The sequence below is a fragment of the Acinetobacter sp. WCHAc060033 genome (genome assembly GCF_004209125.1).
GTDB lineage: Bacteria > Pseudomonadota > Gammaproteobacteria > Pseudomonadales > Moraxellaceae > Acinetobacter > Acinetobacter wuhouensis.
Window position 1 is genome coordinate 22,497 of the sequence record NZ_SGSW01000033.1, and the last position, 16,298, is coordinate 38,794.

The 16,298-nt window shown below is 38.1% G+C and carries 15 protein-coding genes; 7 read left to right on the plus strand and 8 right to left on the minus strand.

Annotated elements, in window-relative coordinates; translation table 11 throughout:
• Positions 1–230: 230 nt before the first annotated feature.
• Together EXE10_RS14465 and EXE10_RS14470 are read right to left on the minus strand one after the other, a co-directional pair.
• A complete protein-coding gene (locus tag EXE10_RS14465; protein ID WP_068976098.1) occupies positions 231–764 on the minus strand; it encodes a GTP-binding protein in 534 nt (177 codons plus the stop codon).
• Positions 765–879: 115 nt separating this feature from the next.
• The gene (locus EXE10_RS14470; RefSeq protein WP_228256843.1) at positions 880–1,743 is read right to left on the minus strand and encodes a hypothetical protein; all 864 of its coding nucleotides are present in this window, start codon (positions 1,741–1,743) and stop codon (positions 880–882) included.
• A 755-nt stretch (positions 1,744–2,498) separates the two neighbouring features.
• Here EXE10_RS14470 and EXE10_RS14475 point away from each other — a divergent pair.
• The 3 genes from EXE10_RS14475 to trpC are packed head-to-tail and all read left to right on the plus strand — an operon-like array spanning position 2,499 to position 4,974.
• On the plus strand, positions 2,499–3,083 hold the full coding sequence (locus EXE10_RS14475; RefSeq protein WP_130113834.1) for an anthranilate synthase component II: 585 nt from the start codon (positions 2,499–2,501) through the stop codon (positions 3,081–3,083).
• Positions 3,084–3,090: 7 nt separating this feature from the next.
• Positions 3,091–4,137: an anthranilate phosphoribosyltransferase gene (gene trpD, locus EXE10_RS14480; protein ID WP_130113835.1), complete on the plus strand. Its 1,047-nt coding sequence runs from the start codon at positions 3,091–3,093 to the stop codon at positions 4,135–4,137.
• A 30-nt stretch (positions 4,138–4,167) separates the two neighbouring features.
• The gene (gene trpC, locus EXE10_RS14485) at positions 4,168–4,974 is read left to right on the plus strand and encodes an indole-3-glycerol phosphate synthase TrpC (protein ID WP_130113836.1); all 807 of its coding nucleotides are present in this window, start codon (positions 4,168–4,170) and stop codon (positions 4,972–4,974) included.
• A 94-nt stretch (positions 4,975–5,068) separates the two neighbouring features.
• On the opposite strand, the gene EXE10_RS14490 is transcribed toward trpC, so the two are convergent.
• A complete protein-coding gene (locus tag EXE10_RS14490; RefSeq protein WP_130113837.1) occupies positions 5,069–5,998 on the minus strand; it encodes a tetratricopeptide repeat protein in 930 nt (309 codons plus the stop codon).
• 17 nt (positions 5,999–6,015) lie between these two features.
• Between EXE10_RS14490 and EXE10_RS14495 the strand changes: the two genes are divergently transcribed.
• From EXE10_RS14495 to EXE10_RS14505, 3 genes are all read left to right on the plus strand, one after another.
• Positions 6,016–6,717, plus strand: coding sequence for a Smr/MutS family protein (locus tag EXE10_RS14495; RefSeq protein ID WP_130113838.1), 702 nt, complete (start codon positions 6,016–6,018; stop codon positions 6,715–6,717).
• A 127-nt stretch (positions 6,718–6,844) separates the two neighbouring features.
• Complete coding sequence (gene folE, locus EXE10_RS14500; RefSeq protein ID WP_171405017.1) at positions 6,845–7,393, plus strand: GTP cyclohydrolase I FolE; 549 nt, start codon at positions 6,845–6,847, stop codon at positions 7,391–7,393.
• Positions 7,394–7,480: 87 nt separating this feature from the next.
• Positions 7,481–7,840: a cupin domain-containing protein gene (locus EXE10_RS14505; RefSeq protein ID WP_130113839.1), complete on the plus strand. Its 360-nt coding sequence runs from the start codon at positions 7,481–7,483 to the stop codon at positions 7,838–7,840.
• Positions 7,841–7,895: 55 nt separating this feature from the next.
• Here EXE10_RS14505 and EXE10_RS14510 read toward each other — a convergent pair whose 3' ends face one another.
• Positions 7,896–8,315 (minus strand): hypothetical protein, encoded by a 420-nt coding sequence (locus EXE10_RS14510; protein ID WP_130113840.1) that lies wholly within the window; start codon positions 8,313–8,315, stop codon positions 7,896–7,898.
• Between the two features lie 80 nt (positions 8,316–8,395).
• On the opposite strand from EXE10_RS14510, the gene EXE10_RS14515 reads away from it, so the two are divergent.
• Positions 8,396–9,142, plus strand: a complete 747-nt coding sequence (locus tag EXE10_RS14515; protein WP_130113841.1) for a hypothetical protein — start codon at positions 8,396–8,398, stop codon at positions 9,140–9,142.
• A gap of 54 nt (positions 9,143–9,196) precedes the next feature.
• Here the strand turns inward: EXE10_RS14515 and EXE10_RS14520 are convergent, their stop codons facing one another.
• The 4 genes from EXE10_RS14520 to EXE10_RS14535 all read right to left on the minus strand — a co-directional run bounded on the left by EXE10_RS14520 (position 9,197) and on the right by EXE10_RS14535 (position 16,222).
• Positions 9,197–10,090, minus strand: coding sequence for a metal-dependent hydrolase (locus EXE10_RS14520; protein WP_130113842.1), 894 nt, complete (start codon positions 10,088–10,090; stop codon positions 9,197–9,199).
• Positions 10,091–10,226: 136 nt separating this feature from the next.
• Positions 10,227–11,408, minus strand: a complete 1,182-nt coding sequence (locus EXE10_RS14525) for a lipid-transfer protein (protein WP_130113843.1) — start codon at positions 11,406–11,408, stop codon at positions 10,227–10,229.
• A gap of 276 nt (positions 11,409–11,684) precedes the next feature.
• Positions 11,685–14,699, minus strand: coding sequence for a peroxisomal multifunctional enzyme type 2 (locus EXE10_RS14530; RefSeq protein WP_130113844.1), 3,015 nt, complete (start codon positions 14,697–14,699; stop codon positions 11,685–11,687).
• Positions 14,700–15,046: 347 nt separating this feature from the next.
• Positions 15,047–16,222, minus strand: coding sequence for an acyl-CoA dehydrogenase family protein (locus EXE10_RS14535; protein WP_087553977.1), 1,176 nt, complete (start codon positions 16,220–16,222; stop codon positions 15,047–15,049).
• Positions 16,223–16,298 lie beyond the last annotated feature (76 nt).

Consider the following 16,298-nt stretch of genomic DNA (forward strand, 5'->3'; position numbering starts at 1 on the left):
CTCATTTTTAAATTATAAAGCACAACTTTGATGCACTATTTTTGTGCAATTATTCTGAACTGGATTAAATTGGTGCTTATTTTTTGCTAAAAAGACTGACCTCACAAAAAGCCAATCTGCGTTCCTAAGATAAAAAAAGCGTAAATATAAAATTTACGCTTAAAAAGTATTACTATTATTCACGATGAAAAAATTTTAAATCGTCGATAATGATCACTTTTATTGTGTGATCAACTAAACTCAACTTCCGCTCGAGCAATCAAAGATTCAACCATTAACAATACATCATCTTTTTTTCGCGCATCAACAGCAAAAATTGGCATGGTGTATTCATTTAAATGCATCCAATCTTTATATTGCTTCAAAAGATTTTGCGGATCTTCATCCACATGTGTTACACCAACAACAATGTTGTTTAAATATTCTTTAAATGTCTGAAAATAAAATTTTAGATCTTCAAGTGCATCTTTTTGAGAATGATCAATCAAGACTACAGCTCCGATCGCGCCTTTACAAATCACCGACCATACGAAATCAAAACGATCCTGTCCTGGCGTACCGTATAAGCCAATAACTACACCATCATCCAATCGAATTTCACCATAATCGATTCCAACGGTTGTTAATGCTTTGCTATGTGCATCTTCATCGGTATTTTGTGCTTCTGTAGATAATACTGAAATTTCTGATAATGATTTTATCGCTTGGGTTTTCCCCGCCCCCATTTTACCGCCAAAAACAATTTTATATTTATGTAAGATCACGTATTCATCCTTCAATTTTTACATTTAAATCTATTAAATTTCATCAGTTTTTCTTTAACTTTTAGATCAAGTACTCATATGATTAATTAGCATTTGTACCTATCTATCTAAAAAGCTAAAGTCCCAATTTTTTCCGTAATTTACCAAAGAAACCACGCAAGACACCTGATGATTGCTCTACTTTTTCAACCAATTTTGTTTCATCTGCTGAAATTTTTTTCAATACTTGGCTCAATAAACCAACTGAAACAAATCTATTAATTTCCGCTTCACTATAATCAGTTTTTTGAGCCACTTGCTGAATACTCGCACCACGTTCAAAGCATGCTGCGATCTTAAAAATCATTTGTCTTTCATTCTGATGAATAGGTTGCGGCCAATCTAGCAATTTATAACAATTTGATGAATTGTGTTTCTCATTGACTACATCTGAATACCACAATAGATCCCAAAGCCACGACGTTAAATCTACACCCTGCTGAACACTTACAGCCTGTGCCATTTGCATCGTTGCATAAGTATAATTTAAAGAAGCATCTGTACCTTGTATTTTTCTTGATACATCTGGCCACACTTGCTGAGTACGAATACTCGCCAAAGCAATATTACCTTTACCATCAAAAATCTGTACATTACCATTTCTTTCATTAAACAGCTCTGGAATCACTTTCGTAATATCCACATTTTTTGAAATCTGGTTAACAATATTTACAGCTTTAATGCTGACAGGCACATCAAGATAGCGGTCTTTAAACCAGTTTCGGATCTCATCTGTGGCAATAAAAGGTAAATACAGTTTATCCCCTTCAATTTGCCCTGATTTTTCATTTTTATTCACCAGTCGTAAATAGGGAACTTTTTTAGCACCAACTAAATTCTGTATGGTTGGAGAACTAAAAAACATATCATTAACAAGTAAAATATCTAAATGAGGGGCAGCTATATTTGCCCAACTCACATCCAATGAGTCATCATACATTAAACGAACTTTTTGCTTAATTGTATCGAGTACATTTAAAACTCAAACCAAATATGGCAATTTTTATTTCTTCTCTCATTTAGTCCCACGCCTTGCAAATATTGTGACTATAGTATCACTTTTATATAAGAAATATAATATACATCACCACAAATAAAATCAAAAAAAATATACAAGCTAAAAAACACTTTTAACTCTATAAAATACGATAATATAATAATATATATTAAAAAAATAGATTAATAACTTCAATAAAATATATTAAATTAAAAAATAATATCCTGCATTAAACAAATCACTAATTTTAATTATTAAATCGAAATTAAAAATAAAACTATAATAAATTTACTTATTCCTTATAAACACACTTATTATTTAAATTAAATAAAAACATTTAACTTATTAAACAAAATTAATTAAAAAGTAATCAAAATTAAATCTGTGTCACTATTCCCTGCTTTGCGATAAAAACACTAATCTGAATCAGATGCTGTGTAAAATCTTAGTCTTTGAATTTTTGCTATTCCAACCTCATCTATCTAACTTCACTTGCGTATAGTTTTTGAACCAAAGTTTCCCCTTAACCGTATTGAAATACGCACACAGCAGGACTTAGTTTTGCTATGATAATGCGGTATTTACTATTTCATCCGGCTCATGATCGTAAAATCTGAGAAAACCCGCGTGGAATAGTCAATTATTATCTGACAATTAAGCACAATTTAGTGCGTACATTTCTATAGGTTAATGAGCTCATGCTTCTGATGATCGACAATTACGATAGCTTTACTTATAACATCGTCCAATATTTTGGCGAGTTAAATCAAGAAGTGAAAGTTGTTCGCAATGATGCCGTGACTTTAGAGGATATTGAGCGATGGCAACCAAAGTATTTAGTGATTGGTCCTGGTCCTTGCTCACCGTCTGAAGCGGGTATTTCGATTCCTGCAATTCAGCATTTTGCTGGAAAGATTCCAACGCTAGGTGTCTGTTTAGGACATCAGGCAATTGGACAAGCTTTTGGTGGCGATATTATTCGTGCCAAAACTGTGATGCATGGGCGTTTGTCTGATATGTATCATAGTAACACAGGCATTTTCAGTAACTTACCTTCTCCATTTTCAGCAACACGCTATCATTCATTGGTGATTGATCAAGCGACTGTACCTGAATGTTTGGAGGTGACTTGCTGGACCAATCAAGCCGATGGCTCAATGGAAGAAATCATGGGTGTTAAACATAAGACATTGCCAATCGAGGGCGTGCAGTTTCATCCTGAATCAATCTTGAGCCAACACGGTCACCAAATCTTTAAAAACTTTTTAGAAATTTATGCGTAGTTAAAAAATGAATATTCAACAAGCTTTAAATAACGTCACTAAAAATATTGAACTCACTCAACCGCAGATGGAAGAAGTGATGCGTACCATCATGAGTGGCGAAGCAACAGATGCCCAAATCGGTGCATTGATGATGGGTCTGCGTTTAAAAGGTGAAAGTATTGATGAGATTACAGCTGCCGCACGTGTGATGCGTGAGTTTGCCATCAAAATTGATGTCAGTGATATTCCTTATTTAATTGATATTGTCGGTACAGGTGGTGATGGTCAAAACCTGTTTAACGTTTCTACTGCATCTTCTTTCGTGATTGCTGCCGCAGGTGCAACCATTGCCAAACATGGTAATCGTGGTGTGTCTTCTAAATCAGGCTCTTCTGATCTATTAGAACAAGCGGGTATTAATCTTGACCTGAATATGCAACAAACCGAACGTTGTATCCGTGAAATGGGCGTGGGTTTCCTATTTGCACCCAATCATCATAAAGCCATGAAATATGCTGCGGGCCCACGTAAGGAATTGGGTTTCCGCAGTATTTTCAATTTACTTGGCCCGCTTACGAATCCGGCTGGGGTAAAACGTTTTGTGATTGGTGTGTTTTCAACTGAACTTTGCCGTCCTATGGCTGAAGTGTTAAAACAACTCGGTGCTGAACATGTGATGGTGGTTCATTCACGTGATGGTTTGGATGAAATTAGTCTTGCATCTGCGACTTATGTGGCTGAACTGAAAGATGGCGAAGTCACTGAATGGATTATTCAGCCTGAAGATGTCGATATTGAATCGCAAACATTAACAGGTTTAGCCGTAGATAGCGCTGCTGAAAGCTTGGCATTAATTAAAGATGCTTTGGGTAAGAAAAAATCACCAAAAGGCGAAAAAGCAGCAAGTATGATCGCACTCAATGCGGGCGCAGGCATCTATGTTTCAGGTTTAACCAATACCTATAAACAAGGTGTAGCTTTGGCACATGACATTATCTATGGCGGTCAAGCTTTAGAGAAAATGAGTGTGTTATCTGAATTTACCAAAACATTAAAAGAATACGAAGCTTAAGCACTTCGAAGCCGAATTAAGGAAATTATTATGGTGGATATTGCCAATACCATGCTTGGTAAAATCGTTGATCGTAAATATGAAGAGTTTGCTTCACGTTTAAAGCAACGTAGTTTGAAAGATATTGAAGAACTTGCTCAGGCGGCAACACCTGTACGTGGTTTTGCGCAGTCTTTGCTAAGCAAACGTCCTGCGGTGATTGCTGAAATTAAGAAAGCATCTCCATCTAAAGGGATTATTCGTGAAAACTTTAATCCTGCGGAAATTGCACAGCAATATGAACATGCGGGAGCTGCTTGCTTGTCTGTATTGACGGATGTCGATTTTTTTCAAGGTGCAGATGAAAATATTCAGATTGCACGCAGTCATTGTTCACTACCTGCCCTACGTAAAGACTTTTTGATTAACCCTTATGGGGTGATCGAAGCACGTGCTTTGCATGCAGATTGTGTTTTATTGATTGTTGCGAGTTTGTCTGATCAACAACTTGAAGAAATGTCTAAAACTGCTTTTGAACAAAATCTAGATGTACTTGTGGAAGTACATGATGAAGATGAACTTGAACGTGCATTGAAATTGTCTGATCGTTGTTTATTAGGCGTGAATAATCGTAATTTAAAAACTTTTGATGTAGATTTAAACAATTCATTCCGTTTGAAAAAGTTACTTGATCCATCACGTTTATTGATCACGGAAAGTGGTATTGCCACACCTGATGATGTACGCAAAATGCAGGAACATGATATTCATGCATTTTTAGTCGGGGAAAGTTTTATGAAACAACCTCGCCCTGACCATGCATTTACTGAATTATTTGGTGTGCCTGAGAAGGTTTAAATTAGACCAAATTAATATGTCTACGATGAGAAGGGCAAGTTTACTTGCCCTTCTGAATTAAATTAAAAAAATCATCTAGCATCATTCACAATAATTATTTTTTCTCTAAACTCTCTAATTGTTCAAGGGCTTGTTTAGCCTCTAAATAACCATTTTCATAAGCTCTTTGATACCAATATTTCGCTTGAATATGATTTTCATATGTATTTAAATACAAATGAGCAAGATTATTTTGCGCATAAACAAAATTTTGATTTGCAGCCAAAGTATATAAATCTAGTGCTTTTTTTTCATCCACAACACCTGCTCTACCATCCAAATAGATATTCGCCAAATTAAATTGAGCATCTGGCAAATTTTGCTCTACTGCCTTTTGATAATATTCAATCGCTTTTTGGGTATCTTGGACTACTCCATTTCCCTTCAAATAAGCGTTTCCCAAATTATATTGAGCTCTAGCAAAACCATTATTAGCGGACAAATGGTATAATTTTACGGCTTCATTCCTATTTTTCTTAACCAATTCCCCTTTATCATAAATAATAGCTAAATTGTACTGGGCTGCTGGGAAATTTTGCTTAACAGCTTCATTTAACCAATATAAAGTCAGTTTAGGATTCTTTTCTACGCCGACTCCCTCAGAATAGATACTAGCCAAATCATTTTGAGCTTTTGGAAAACCAAGTTTTGCTGACTTTTCCATATATTCAAAAGCTTTTTTTTCATCTTTCCCCCTATCTTCTCCCGAATAATATTTCACAGCTTTGTAATAAGCATCTACAGCAATTTGATCATCTTTCTTTATGCATCCTACTAAGACAAAAGAAAAAAAAGATGAAAGAAATAATAAGGGCGATAGTGCTTTTGAATTCCATAAATTACCTACACTCATTTTAATTTTTATCACTAGAATATCGCATTCTAATTGTGCAAATCTTCTCATTGAATACAATACTAAACCATGTATGTATTTCAGTTCAATTTTCCTTAAATTCAGACTATAATTCATAGTAAATTTGGTCATTTACTGTTTTTGCAAATATGAGTAATTCAGATTCACCTTTCTCAAAATCACAGCTCGATTTATTAAAACAATTCAAAAAACAAATCACTCATCCACATTCTTCCAAAGTGGCATCACAGCCTGAGCCGAAGAAAGTACAAGAAGTCGCACCTGAAGAAATCAGCGATGCCGATTTATTTAAAACGGCATTAGGCGGTGTGAAGAAAATCGACAATAGTAATATTGCCAAAATTGAACGTACAAATATTCGTAAAAAACCTGATGCAAAAACCTTAGCTAAACGTGCTGCGGCTGAAGGCGCTTTTGAAACTGATGATGCAGAACTCTCTGATACTCAAGCAGTTTTAAACCCTGTCGCAAGTCAGGCAGCCTTGAGCTATCGCATTGCGACTCTACAACACAAAGTTTTTGAAGATTTAAAAGCGGGTAATCTCCGTTGGTTCGAAGCAGTGGACTTGCATGGTTGTACTGTTGAGGAAGCACGTTCTGCGGTCTTACAAATCATTCAAATTGCCAAAGATGAAAATCAAAACGTGATTAAAATTGTGCATGGCAAAGGTCCAGATGCGATTCTCAAAACCTATGTCAATGGTTGGCTCCGTCAGCATCGTGATGTATTGGCATTTGTCAGTGCGCCTGAAAAACAAGGTGGTACAGGTGCGGTTTTAGTGCTTCTAAAACGTGCTGAAAAAAATCCAAAATTTAATTCAACACCTTAACCATTTATTTTCAAAGCTAATCACTCTCCTAAGTGACGGTTTATCTTATAGATAGCAAAAAATATGGTTTTTTCTGCTACAATGCCGTCCTTGTTCGAACCGTTATAAGTGAACACGTTTTATGTCTATGCAGCAATCCTACGCAAATATTTTAACTGCCGTTGGTGAAGACCTCGATCGTCCAGGTCTAAAAGATACGCCTATGCGTGCGGCTAAAGCTTTTTCGTACTTGACGTCTGGCTATAGCAAAACACTTGAAGAAGTGACCAATAATGCGGTCTTCCCTTCTGACAATGACGAAATGGTCTTGGTAAAAAATATCGAATTTTATTCGTTATGTGAGCACCATTTATTGCCATTTCATGGTCGTGTGCATATTGCCTATTTACCATCAGGTAATGTTTTAGGTCTGTCTAAATTTGCACGAATCACTGAAATGTTTGCACGTCGTTTGCAAATTCAAGAACAACTCACCAAGCAAATTGCCGATGCGGTTGCAGAAGTGACTAATGCCCGCGGTGTTGCCGTGGTGATTGATTCTGCACACATGTGTATGATGATGCGCGGTGTGAGTAAACAAGAATCTACGACGCGTACTGTATCTTTTGTCGGTGATTTTAAAACGGATAAAGAAGCACGTCGTGAGTTTTTATCGGCTGTGCCTGAAGCACACTAAGATTTAGCAATACTATTCTGAGCCTCAATTTTATTGAGGCTTTGTTTTATATATGAAATAAGAAAATATACAGATCAGGATAATGTGATGACAAATTTATATTTAGCAGGTCAAGGTTTAGCGCATAGTGAAACGATTGTAGATTACCCACGTCCTGATCGTTTGGTAAATGGTAATCCAAAACGCTTAACCCAAAGTTTATATGAACACCCCAATATGAATTGTGGAATTTGGCAATGTGAAGTCGGTGCTTGGAATATTGTATTTGCAGACAATAAGCAGGAATTTTTTAATATTATTGAAGGTATTGTCCGTATTCACGATGCAGAAAATAATACGTTTATTGAGGTCAAAGCAGGTGAAGCAGGCGTAATACCACCCTCATTTAAAGGCACTTTTGAAGTAGTTGAAGCGGTGAAAAAATATTTTGTTGTGGTCGATGCTTAAGTTTAACAATACTTCAAATCAGTTATTCATAAATTCCTTTCGTCACTAAATAGTTTTAAGATAGCTCTATTTCTTCACGATAGGAGTTTGCCAATCCTAAGCTTTCATTTTCAAGAAATGAATTGATAAAAAATACCCATTCCCCGTCACCCAAAGCAATAGCATGATGAATCACTCGATTTAATGCAGGTTTAAGAATACGAATATCCAATTGCGGTAAATAAGCATAAAGCACTCGACTCCCCAACCAATTCAAATCCATAAAACCTTCAAGCAAATGATCAATATTTTCTTCAATCATTTCAAGTGGAAGATAAGGTAGCATCATCGCTATATTTTCCCATTGCTTACCACCATTGGGATCAATTAAACTTTTAAGTTCTAAAGGATTCTTTCTCAATAAGTCTGCAATTTCGATTAAATGATAAATATCCAAGACTTGTTCATTGAGTTGTTGTTTTATTTCAATATTCATACATTTATCATTCATTTTTTCATGCACTCTTTTTGGTAAATCATATAATTAACTTAGCCGATCAGACAGTATAATTTTCTATGAAAAAAATCATTTTGAGTCTACTCCTTCTCAGTAATCATGCTGCTTTTGCAGATAATCTTAACGCGACTGAGCAAAAAGAAATTCAAGGTATTATTAATCTGTTTAAGAAAAACGATCAAAATGCAATTGCAAACAGTATTCGTTATCCCTTAATTCGTGAAGAACCGATTCCAAGTATTGATAATAAAGCACAGATGAAACAACGCTTTAACCAAGTCTTTGATCAGAAGTTAGTGAAGAATATCGCCAACTCAAAACTCTCACAATGGCAAAGTGTCGGTTGGCGTGGCATCATGCTAGATAGCGGTACTGTTTGGGTCAGTGACAAAAAAATCACAGCAGTGAATTATAGTAGCGATGCTGAACAACGTTATAAAAATCAAATTATTGCCAAACAAAAAAATAACTTACACTCATCACTCAAAACATTTAAAGTGCCTGAATTACAATTTAAAACAGCAAAATTCCAAGTTCGAATTGATCAAATGAACAATGGCACATATCGCTATGCATCATGGGGACGTAACCAAGCCCAAATTCAAAAGCCTGACTTGATTTTAAATAATGGACAAATTGTCATGGATGGTTCAGGTGGCAATCACAACTTTATTTTTAAAAGTGGTGCCTATCAATACACGGTCTATAAAAATATTTTAGGAACAGATGAAACACCTGATGACACATTAGAAGTAATAAAGAATGGGAAAAACGTTTTGTCACAAGCAGGGACATTATTCAAATAATTCAACATTTTCCAAAAAACACAGGCTATTTAGACCTGTGTTTTTTTTCAACAATTAAGATACTTTTTTCTGTTTAGCCGCTGTTGCATCAGCCAATTGATAAATCAAATCTTGCAAAGCCATCATTTTTTCACGGTTATCATGATCCCAAGGATGATAATTCGGGCGGAAATAATCAATATAATTGCCCAATTGCCTACGCAATGCACCCACTTCACCAAAAGTATATTTATACGCTTTTTTCCAACTAGGAAGATCAGTCAATTTTTTCTCATCAATTACGATTTTGGTAAATACAGGCAGTACAAAGCCCCAAAACACTATGGTTGCAGCGACTAAACCAAAGCTACGCAACAAATAAGCATAGATCCCCTGACCCATTGCTGTATTCCAAACATCATAAGCTACAGCTTTATGTTCAGTTTCCTCAAAAGCATGCCAACGCCAAATGTTGGCATAATGTTCTTCTGCACCATCAAATAATTCAGGAATTTGCAACACAGAGTCTGCGAGCAACGCTGTAAAATGTTCAAGTGCAATGGTTGCACTAAGCGAATATGATGCAGGTAAATGCTTTTTCATTAAACCAAATACACCAAGTACAAAGCTTTCAAACTTCGGCGCAATCGGATTTCGTGCAAACAAAGCACTGTTATAGTCTTCATGCTCACGACCATGCATGGCTTCTTGACCAATAAATGCAGTCACCGCTTTTTTAAGTTCAGGGTCTTCAACCAAATCACGATGCGCACGTACTGCATCAATGAAGAAACGCTCACCGATCGGCAAAACAATGGAGAAAGTATTCAATAATGCAGTAAAAATCGGTCCCGCTTCTGTATGCCAATCTGCGATACGATCTGCAGGTAATTCAAAACGAATATCACGGCGAATTGGTAATGGCTCATGATAAACCGTAGATTTAATAAATTTCTGTAGAATACCCATAGCTGAATCCTGTCTATATTTATTTGAATTGACGTGATGTCCTTAACAAAATTGTACCCGTATGGGTACAATTCGCTATGTCATTTCAACTCATTTCCATGTCATGAAAATCCATTTTGCTGAATTTGATGCAGTTTTAATCACGGCGATACATGGTAATGACACACGCTCCACCCAAGCCGAGGTTATGTTGTAAAGCGATTCGGGCATTTTGAACTTGGCGTTGATCGGCTGTACCACGTAATTGCCACACCAATTCAGTACATTGTGCCAAGCCTGTTGCACCTAAAGGATGCCCTTTAGACAATAAGCCACCTGATGGGTTTGTGACATATTTACCACCATAGGTATTGTCTGCATCCCAAATGAATTTTTCAGCTTCACCCTCAGGACAAAGCCCCAAAGCCTCGTAGGTGAGCAATTCATTCGCCGTAAAACAGTCATGTAATTCAATTACATCGACATCTTCTGCACCGATACCCGCCGCTTCATAAACTTGATTTGCGGCTTGTTTGGTCATGTCATAGCCGACCATTTTAATCATGCTTTGTTCTTCAAAACTTGATGCATAATCGGTGGTCATTGACTGCGCTGCGATATAAACAGGATTGGAAATACCATGCTTTTTGGCAAATTCGTCAGAACATAAAATGACTGCACCTGCGCCACAAGTTGGCGGACAACATTGAAAACGGGTCAATGGATCGAAGACATTGTCCGATGCCATGATTTCATCTAAAGATAAGACCTGACCAAATAAAGCATAAGGATTGTTGCTCGCATGTTTACGGGCTTTGACCGCAATCTGTCCAAAGGTTTCTTTTTTCGTGCCGTATTTCCAACGGTACTCACGCCCTGCGCCACCAAACATTTGTGCGGCAGGCGGTGCGGAATTGAAACCTTGAACATTTAGCATGACTTGCGCATGTTGCCCCATCGGTGGTTCACGGTCATTGAATTTTGCACCCAATGCGCCCTTTTCCATCTTCTCAAAACCAAGTGCGAGTACACATTCAGCCAATCCACCTTCTATGGCTTGACGGGCAAGGAATAGAGCGCTTGAACCTGTAGAGCAGTTATTATTGACATTGACAATGGGCACACCTGTTAAGCCAAGTTCATAAGCTGCACGCTGTCCGCAAGTCGAGTCACCATAAACATAGCCTGCAAAAACCTGTTCGATTTCATTGTATTGGATATTGGCATCCTGTAAGGCTTTCTGTCCTGCTTCTTTCGCCATTTCATAATATTCAGCACTTGCACCCGGTTTGGCGAATTTGGTCATGCCGACACCAATTACATTGACACGTCTTTTCATTTTAATACCCTAATTTGATTGTATTTCCATCTTACTTTTAGTTTTAAGATGAAAATTTTGTTATCTATTTCAATTTATTATCGAATAAATTCAGCTTGCGAAAACTTATTAGCTTTCTCAATGAAAGTCCCTTCCATTTTTAATAGGAAAAGTATATTTATGTATAAATACCCCTCATCCTAACCTTCTCCCTAAGCCAAATATGGCGCAAGAGAAGGAACTTTCAATATGAATTTCACGACCAATTCATAATCACTTTATATAAAGCACTCGTCATCAAGCCAAATTCTGCAAAAACCGCATCTGATGCACCAAACGAATATCACCATCCACCACCACATCACCATGCTGATACAAGTCACGAATCTCACGCTGACTTGAAACCAACTCTGCCAAATGATGATCAGACAAGGTCAAAGTCACATCAGCATTGGCATCGCTACCCTGTTGCACACTGCCATTGGCTAAATTCACTGTCCATGACTCATTCGGTTCAGTAATGTTAAATTGATAAGTATGGTTTGCATTACTTTCACCTTGCAAACGGTTTTGTAATGTTATGAAAATTTCAGGTGCTTTTGCCACTTTGGCTGTACTTGTCGGTGCTGCCGCAGCCTGAGTTGTATCACCCGAAGCCACACGTGCATCACGAGCCTGATCAATCAGCTTTTTGTCCATATCTTGCAGAACGATCAATTTATTGGATGCCATCACATTGCCACCAATTTTTAACTGTCCACCAAAGAACAACTTTTGTACATCGGCAAGTGAGCCATTAAACACGGTTGGCACATGCTCTTCATCCATTTCAAGGCTTACATCAGGATTGGCAACCTCACCCGCACCTGCACTGCCTGCACCATTTTTCAGGTCAATAAACCAAGTCGATTCAGGATTTTTCAGTTTAAATTGGAATGAGGTTTTGGTTTTATCAACAATCCCTGCTGTATTTGTAATATATTGATTTACCGCAGTAAAGACATCGGCAAGCGTGATCTCCGTATTTACTGTAGAAGCTGAGTTTGTTGTGCTGTCAGATGATCCTGCACTGCTTGCATTGGCAATACGTTGATTTTTCGCCTCAGCAAATAATTTAGAATCAATCTCTTGCAACACGATCAGTTTATTGGATGCCATGACATTGCCACCAATTTTCAACTGTCCACCAAAGAACAACTTTTGTACATCTGCCAATGAACTTGTCACCACGGTTTCAAGATGTTCTTCATCCATTTCAAGTGTCACATCGGCATTGGCAATTTCACCTTGCGTACACGAACCCACACCATTTTTTAGATCAAGCGTCCACATTGAATCAGGATTTTTCAGTTTGAATAAGAATGAAGTCTTGGTTTTATCCACCAATTCAGGATGTTGTGCGACATGCTCTGCAATGACTTTAAACACATCTTTGGCAATTAAACGATCAGGTTCATTAGAAGTCTGTACTGCCTGAACAGATGCTTGCTCAGTTTTTGCTTTGGCTTTTGCCTTAGGAATTTCTGTATATAATTCAATGGCAGCATTCTTAATCACCACTTCATTACGTTCTTTCACCCACGTTTCAAAAATGATTTTGGTATCCGATTCTTTCCACATTTTGGTGACAAGGGTATCGCCCGGATAGACACTCTTGGCAAAACGTACTTTAATACTTTTAAAATAACGTCCATCATTATTGCTGAAAGCTTTAATCACATGACGACCACTAAAACCAAAAGTACATAAGCCATGTAAAATTGGACGATCAAAACCAAAGGCTTTGGCAAATGCAGGATCTGCATGCAAAGGATTCCAATCGCCTGATAAACGATACAACAGCGTTTGATTCACATCAGTTTTTTCTTCAATCACAGCATCAGGTTCACGCTCAGGTGCAACATTGATTTCGGTCGAATCACCACGATCACCGCCCCAACCGCCTGCACCGCGAACAAATGCTGTCATTTCGTTGTAAATCAGTTCTTCACCATTCTCATCTTTAGATGAAATTGCAAAAGTCACCACTGCATTCGGATCTTTGTCATAAGCACTTTTTAAAGTGAAGGTATGCTGTAGCTTTGCATGTGGCGGTAAAGGTCGTTTAATTTCAGTATATTGCTCACCATGTAGCACACGATCAAAGCCATAATTCATACCAGGAAGTGAAACGCCTTGCTTTGCCATTTGCAACATGGCATTCATTTGTGGCATCACGCCATAAGTTGGAAAGGCTTGGAATTCACTGCCCAACTCATAGACATAGGCAAGTTCTGAACTGTCCAATGGATTTTGTGCCGCACCAATACCCAATGCATAAAGTGACAAATCACGCTCATCATAAGACGATTCGATCTCAAGTTTGGCTTTGGATGCAACATCTAAGTCGATGAATTCATTGCCCCCTAAGTTTGGATGGTTGATGCCTTCCAAAATCGGCGTGAATGATTCTGTGGTAGATGTAGGATGAGTTGATTCTGTGAAATCGGTAATTTTATCCCAATGCCGTGCCACATCATCAACATTGAATGGGCGTTTGTTCGGGAAAATATAACCCTCTGTACGCTCCCAACGCAGTTTAGCAACGAAGCCTGCCCCGACTTCAAATAAACCTTTATTTTCCTTACAGTCTTCATGAGCAAGCCAAGCCACCAAAGGACTCACCGCTTCAGGTTTGAGCAAAGCCAATAAATCAGGTGGCATCACGGTTTCAGTCAAACGTGACGCTGCTAATGGTGCAATGGTATTGACGAAAATGTTTTTACTGCGACCTTCTTCCGCTAAACAGTTGGCTAAACCGAGAATACCCAATTTTGCCGCACAATAATTGGCTTGACCAAAGTTGCCGTAAATCCCTGCTGCCGACGTGGTCATGATAATTCGACCATAGCCTTTTTCACGCATGATTGGCCAAGCTGCATGTGAGACACTTTTTGAACCATTCAAATGCACACGCATGATCAGATCCCAATCCTGCTCGGTCATTTTGGCAAAACTGACATCCCGTAAAATCCCTGCATTATTAATGACAATATCCACTGTACCAAAATGCTCTAAAGCCGTTTGAACAATGGCTTCACCATTTTCCACCGAGTCATAATTGGCAACCGCTTCACCGCCTGCCGCACGAATTTCTTCAACAACTTGATCCGCAGCCGATGAAGACTGACCTGAACCATGTGCGCCACCACCCAAGTCATTCACCACCACTTTACAGCCTCGTGCTGCAAGGGTGAGTGCATGTTGTCGTCCTAAGCCACCACCTGCACCTGTGACAATGGCTACACGTCCATCAAAACGTAATTCTGACATTTTTATTCCTTTCTTAATTTTTTACTGTAATCAGGTTATTTATTGAAAATTAGGGATTTACTTAAATATATTTCCAAATAGCAAAAGTAAAATTATTCCTTCTAAACGGAGTCTTACCTCTAGAATTTGAATTAAGGGATTAGCCTTCAGCTCAAGGTACTCTTACAGGAGGTTATTTTTCATTTGGCTAAATGAGAAGCGAAGCTTTGCAAGATGGTTTCCTTGTGCAGTTACACTGCTCATTTTGCCGAATGAGAAACATCGTTTCGTAAGAGTACCTCGAACCGAAGGTCTATCTGAAATCTGCCAATGAATAGTACGACTCCGTCACGATGACCTATCACTATTTAAATCGTCCGTGAAATCAACTCTTTCATGATTTCATTGGTACCACCATAAATACGATTTGGACGCATATCCAAATACGCACGGGCGATTGGATATTCCATCATATAACCATAGCCACCATGCAATTGCAGACACTCATCAACCACTTTACAGGCAAGATCTGATACCCAATATTTCGCTGTACATGCGGCTTCAATTGACAGTTCATTCTTCAAAACAAGCTGCATACACTGATCAACAAACGTTCGTGCAATTTGAACTTCAGAACGCATTTCCGCCAATTTAAAACGAGTATTTTGGAATGCAGAAACAGGCTTTCCAAACGCTTTACGCTGTTTGACATACTCCACTGTACTTGCCAAAGCAAACTCTGCACCTGCTGCACAAATGATACCAATCATCATCCGTTCCCATGCTAACTCTTTCATTAACATGATAAAGCCCATGCCTTCCATACCCAATAAATTACTTTTTGGAATACGCACATTATCAAAGAACAATTCGCACGTATCCTGACCATGCAAACCCACTTTCTTCAATGGTTTCCCTTTGGTAAATCCGGCACGAGATGCTTCAATCACCACCAAAGATACATTCTGTGCTTCGCTCTCGCCCTTACCTGTTTTGACCGCAACCACAGCCATATCACACAGATAACCATTGGTAATAAAAATCTTAGAACCATTAATAATATAATCATCACCATCTTCAACTGCGGTGGTACGCAATGCTTGTAAATCAGAACCCGTCCCTGGCTCAGTCATCGCAATTGCACCAACCACCTCACCTGTTGCCATTTTCGGCAACCAATCTTGCTTTTGTTGCTCATTTCCAAAGTTATTAATGTAATTTGCCACAATATCCGAATGTAGCGAAAAGCCTGATGCAGAATCTCCGACGCGTGCCTGTTCTTCCATCAAAATCATTGAATACAAACGATCTACACCTGAGCCACCATATTCTTCAGGCATCGTGCAACATAGCAAGCCTAATTCACCTGCCCGATTCCATAAATTACGGTCTAAATGCTGCTGTGCTGCCCATTTTTCATTGTGTGGTGCAATTTCAGTTTCAAAGAAACGCCGTGCAGTTTGACGGAATTGTTCATGTTCAGCACTGAATAAAGTGCGAGGAATCATTGGTGCGACAAGTTGTGGAATATTTAAAGCGGACATTACATTTCCTTTGAATTGGTTTTATTTTTATTCACACACCACAACTTTTTGGATCATACATTGTGCTGTAGCTAAC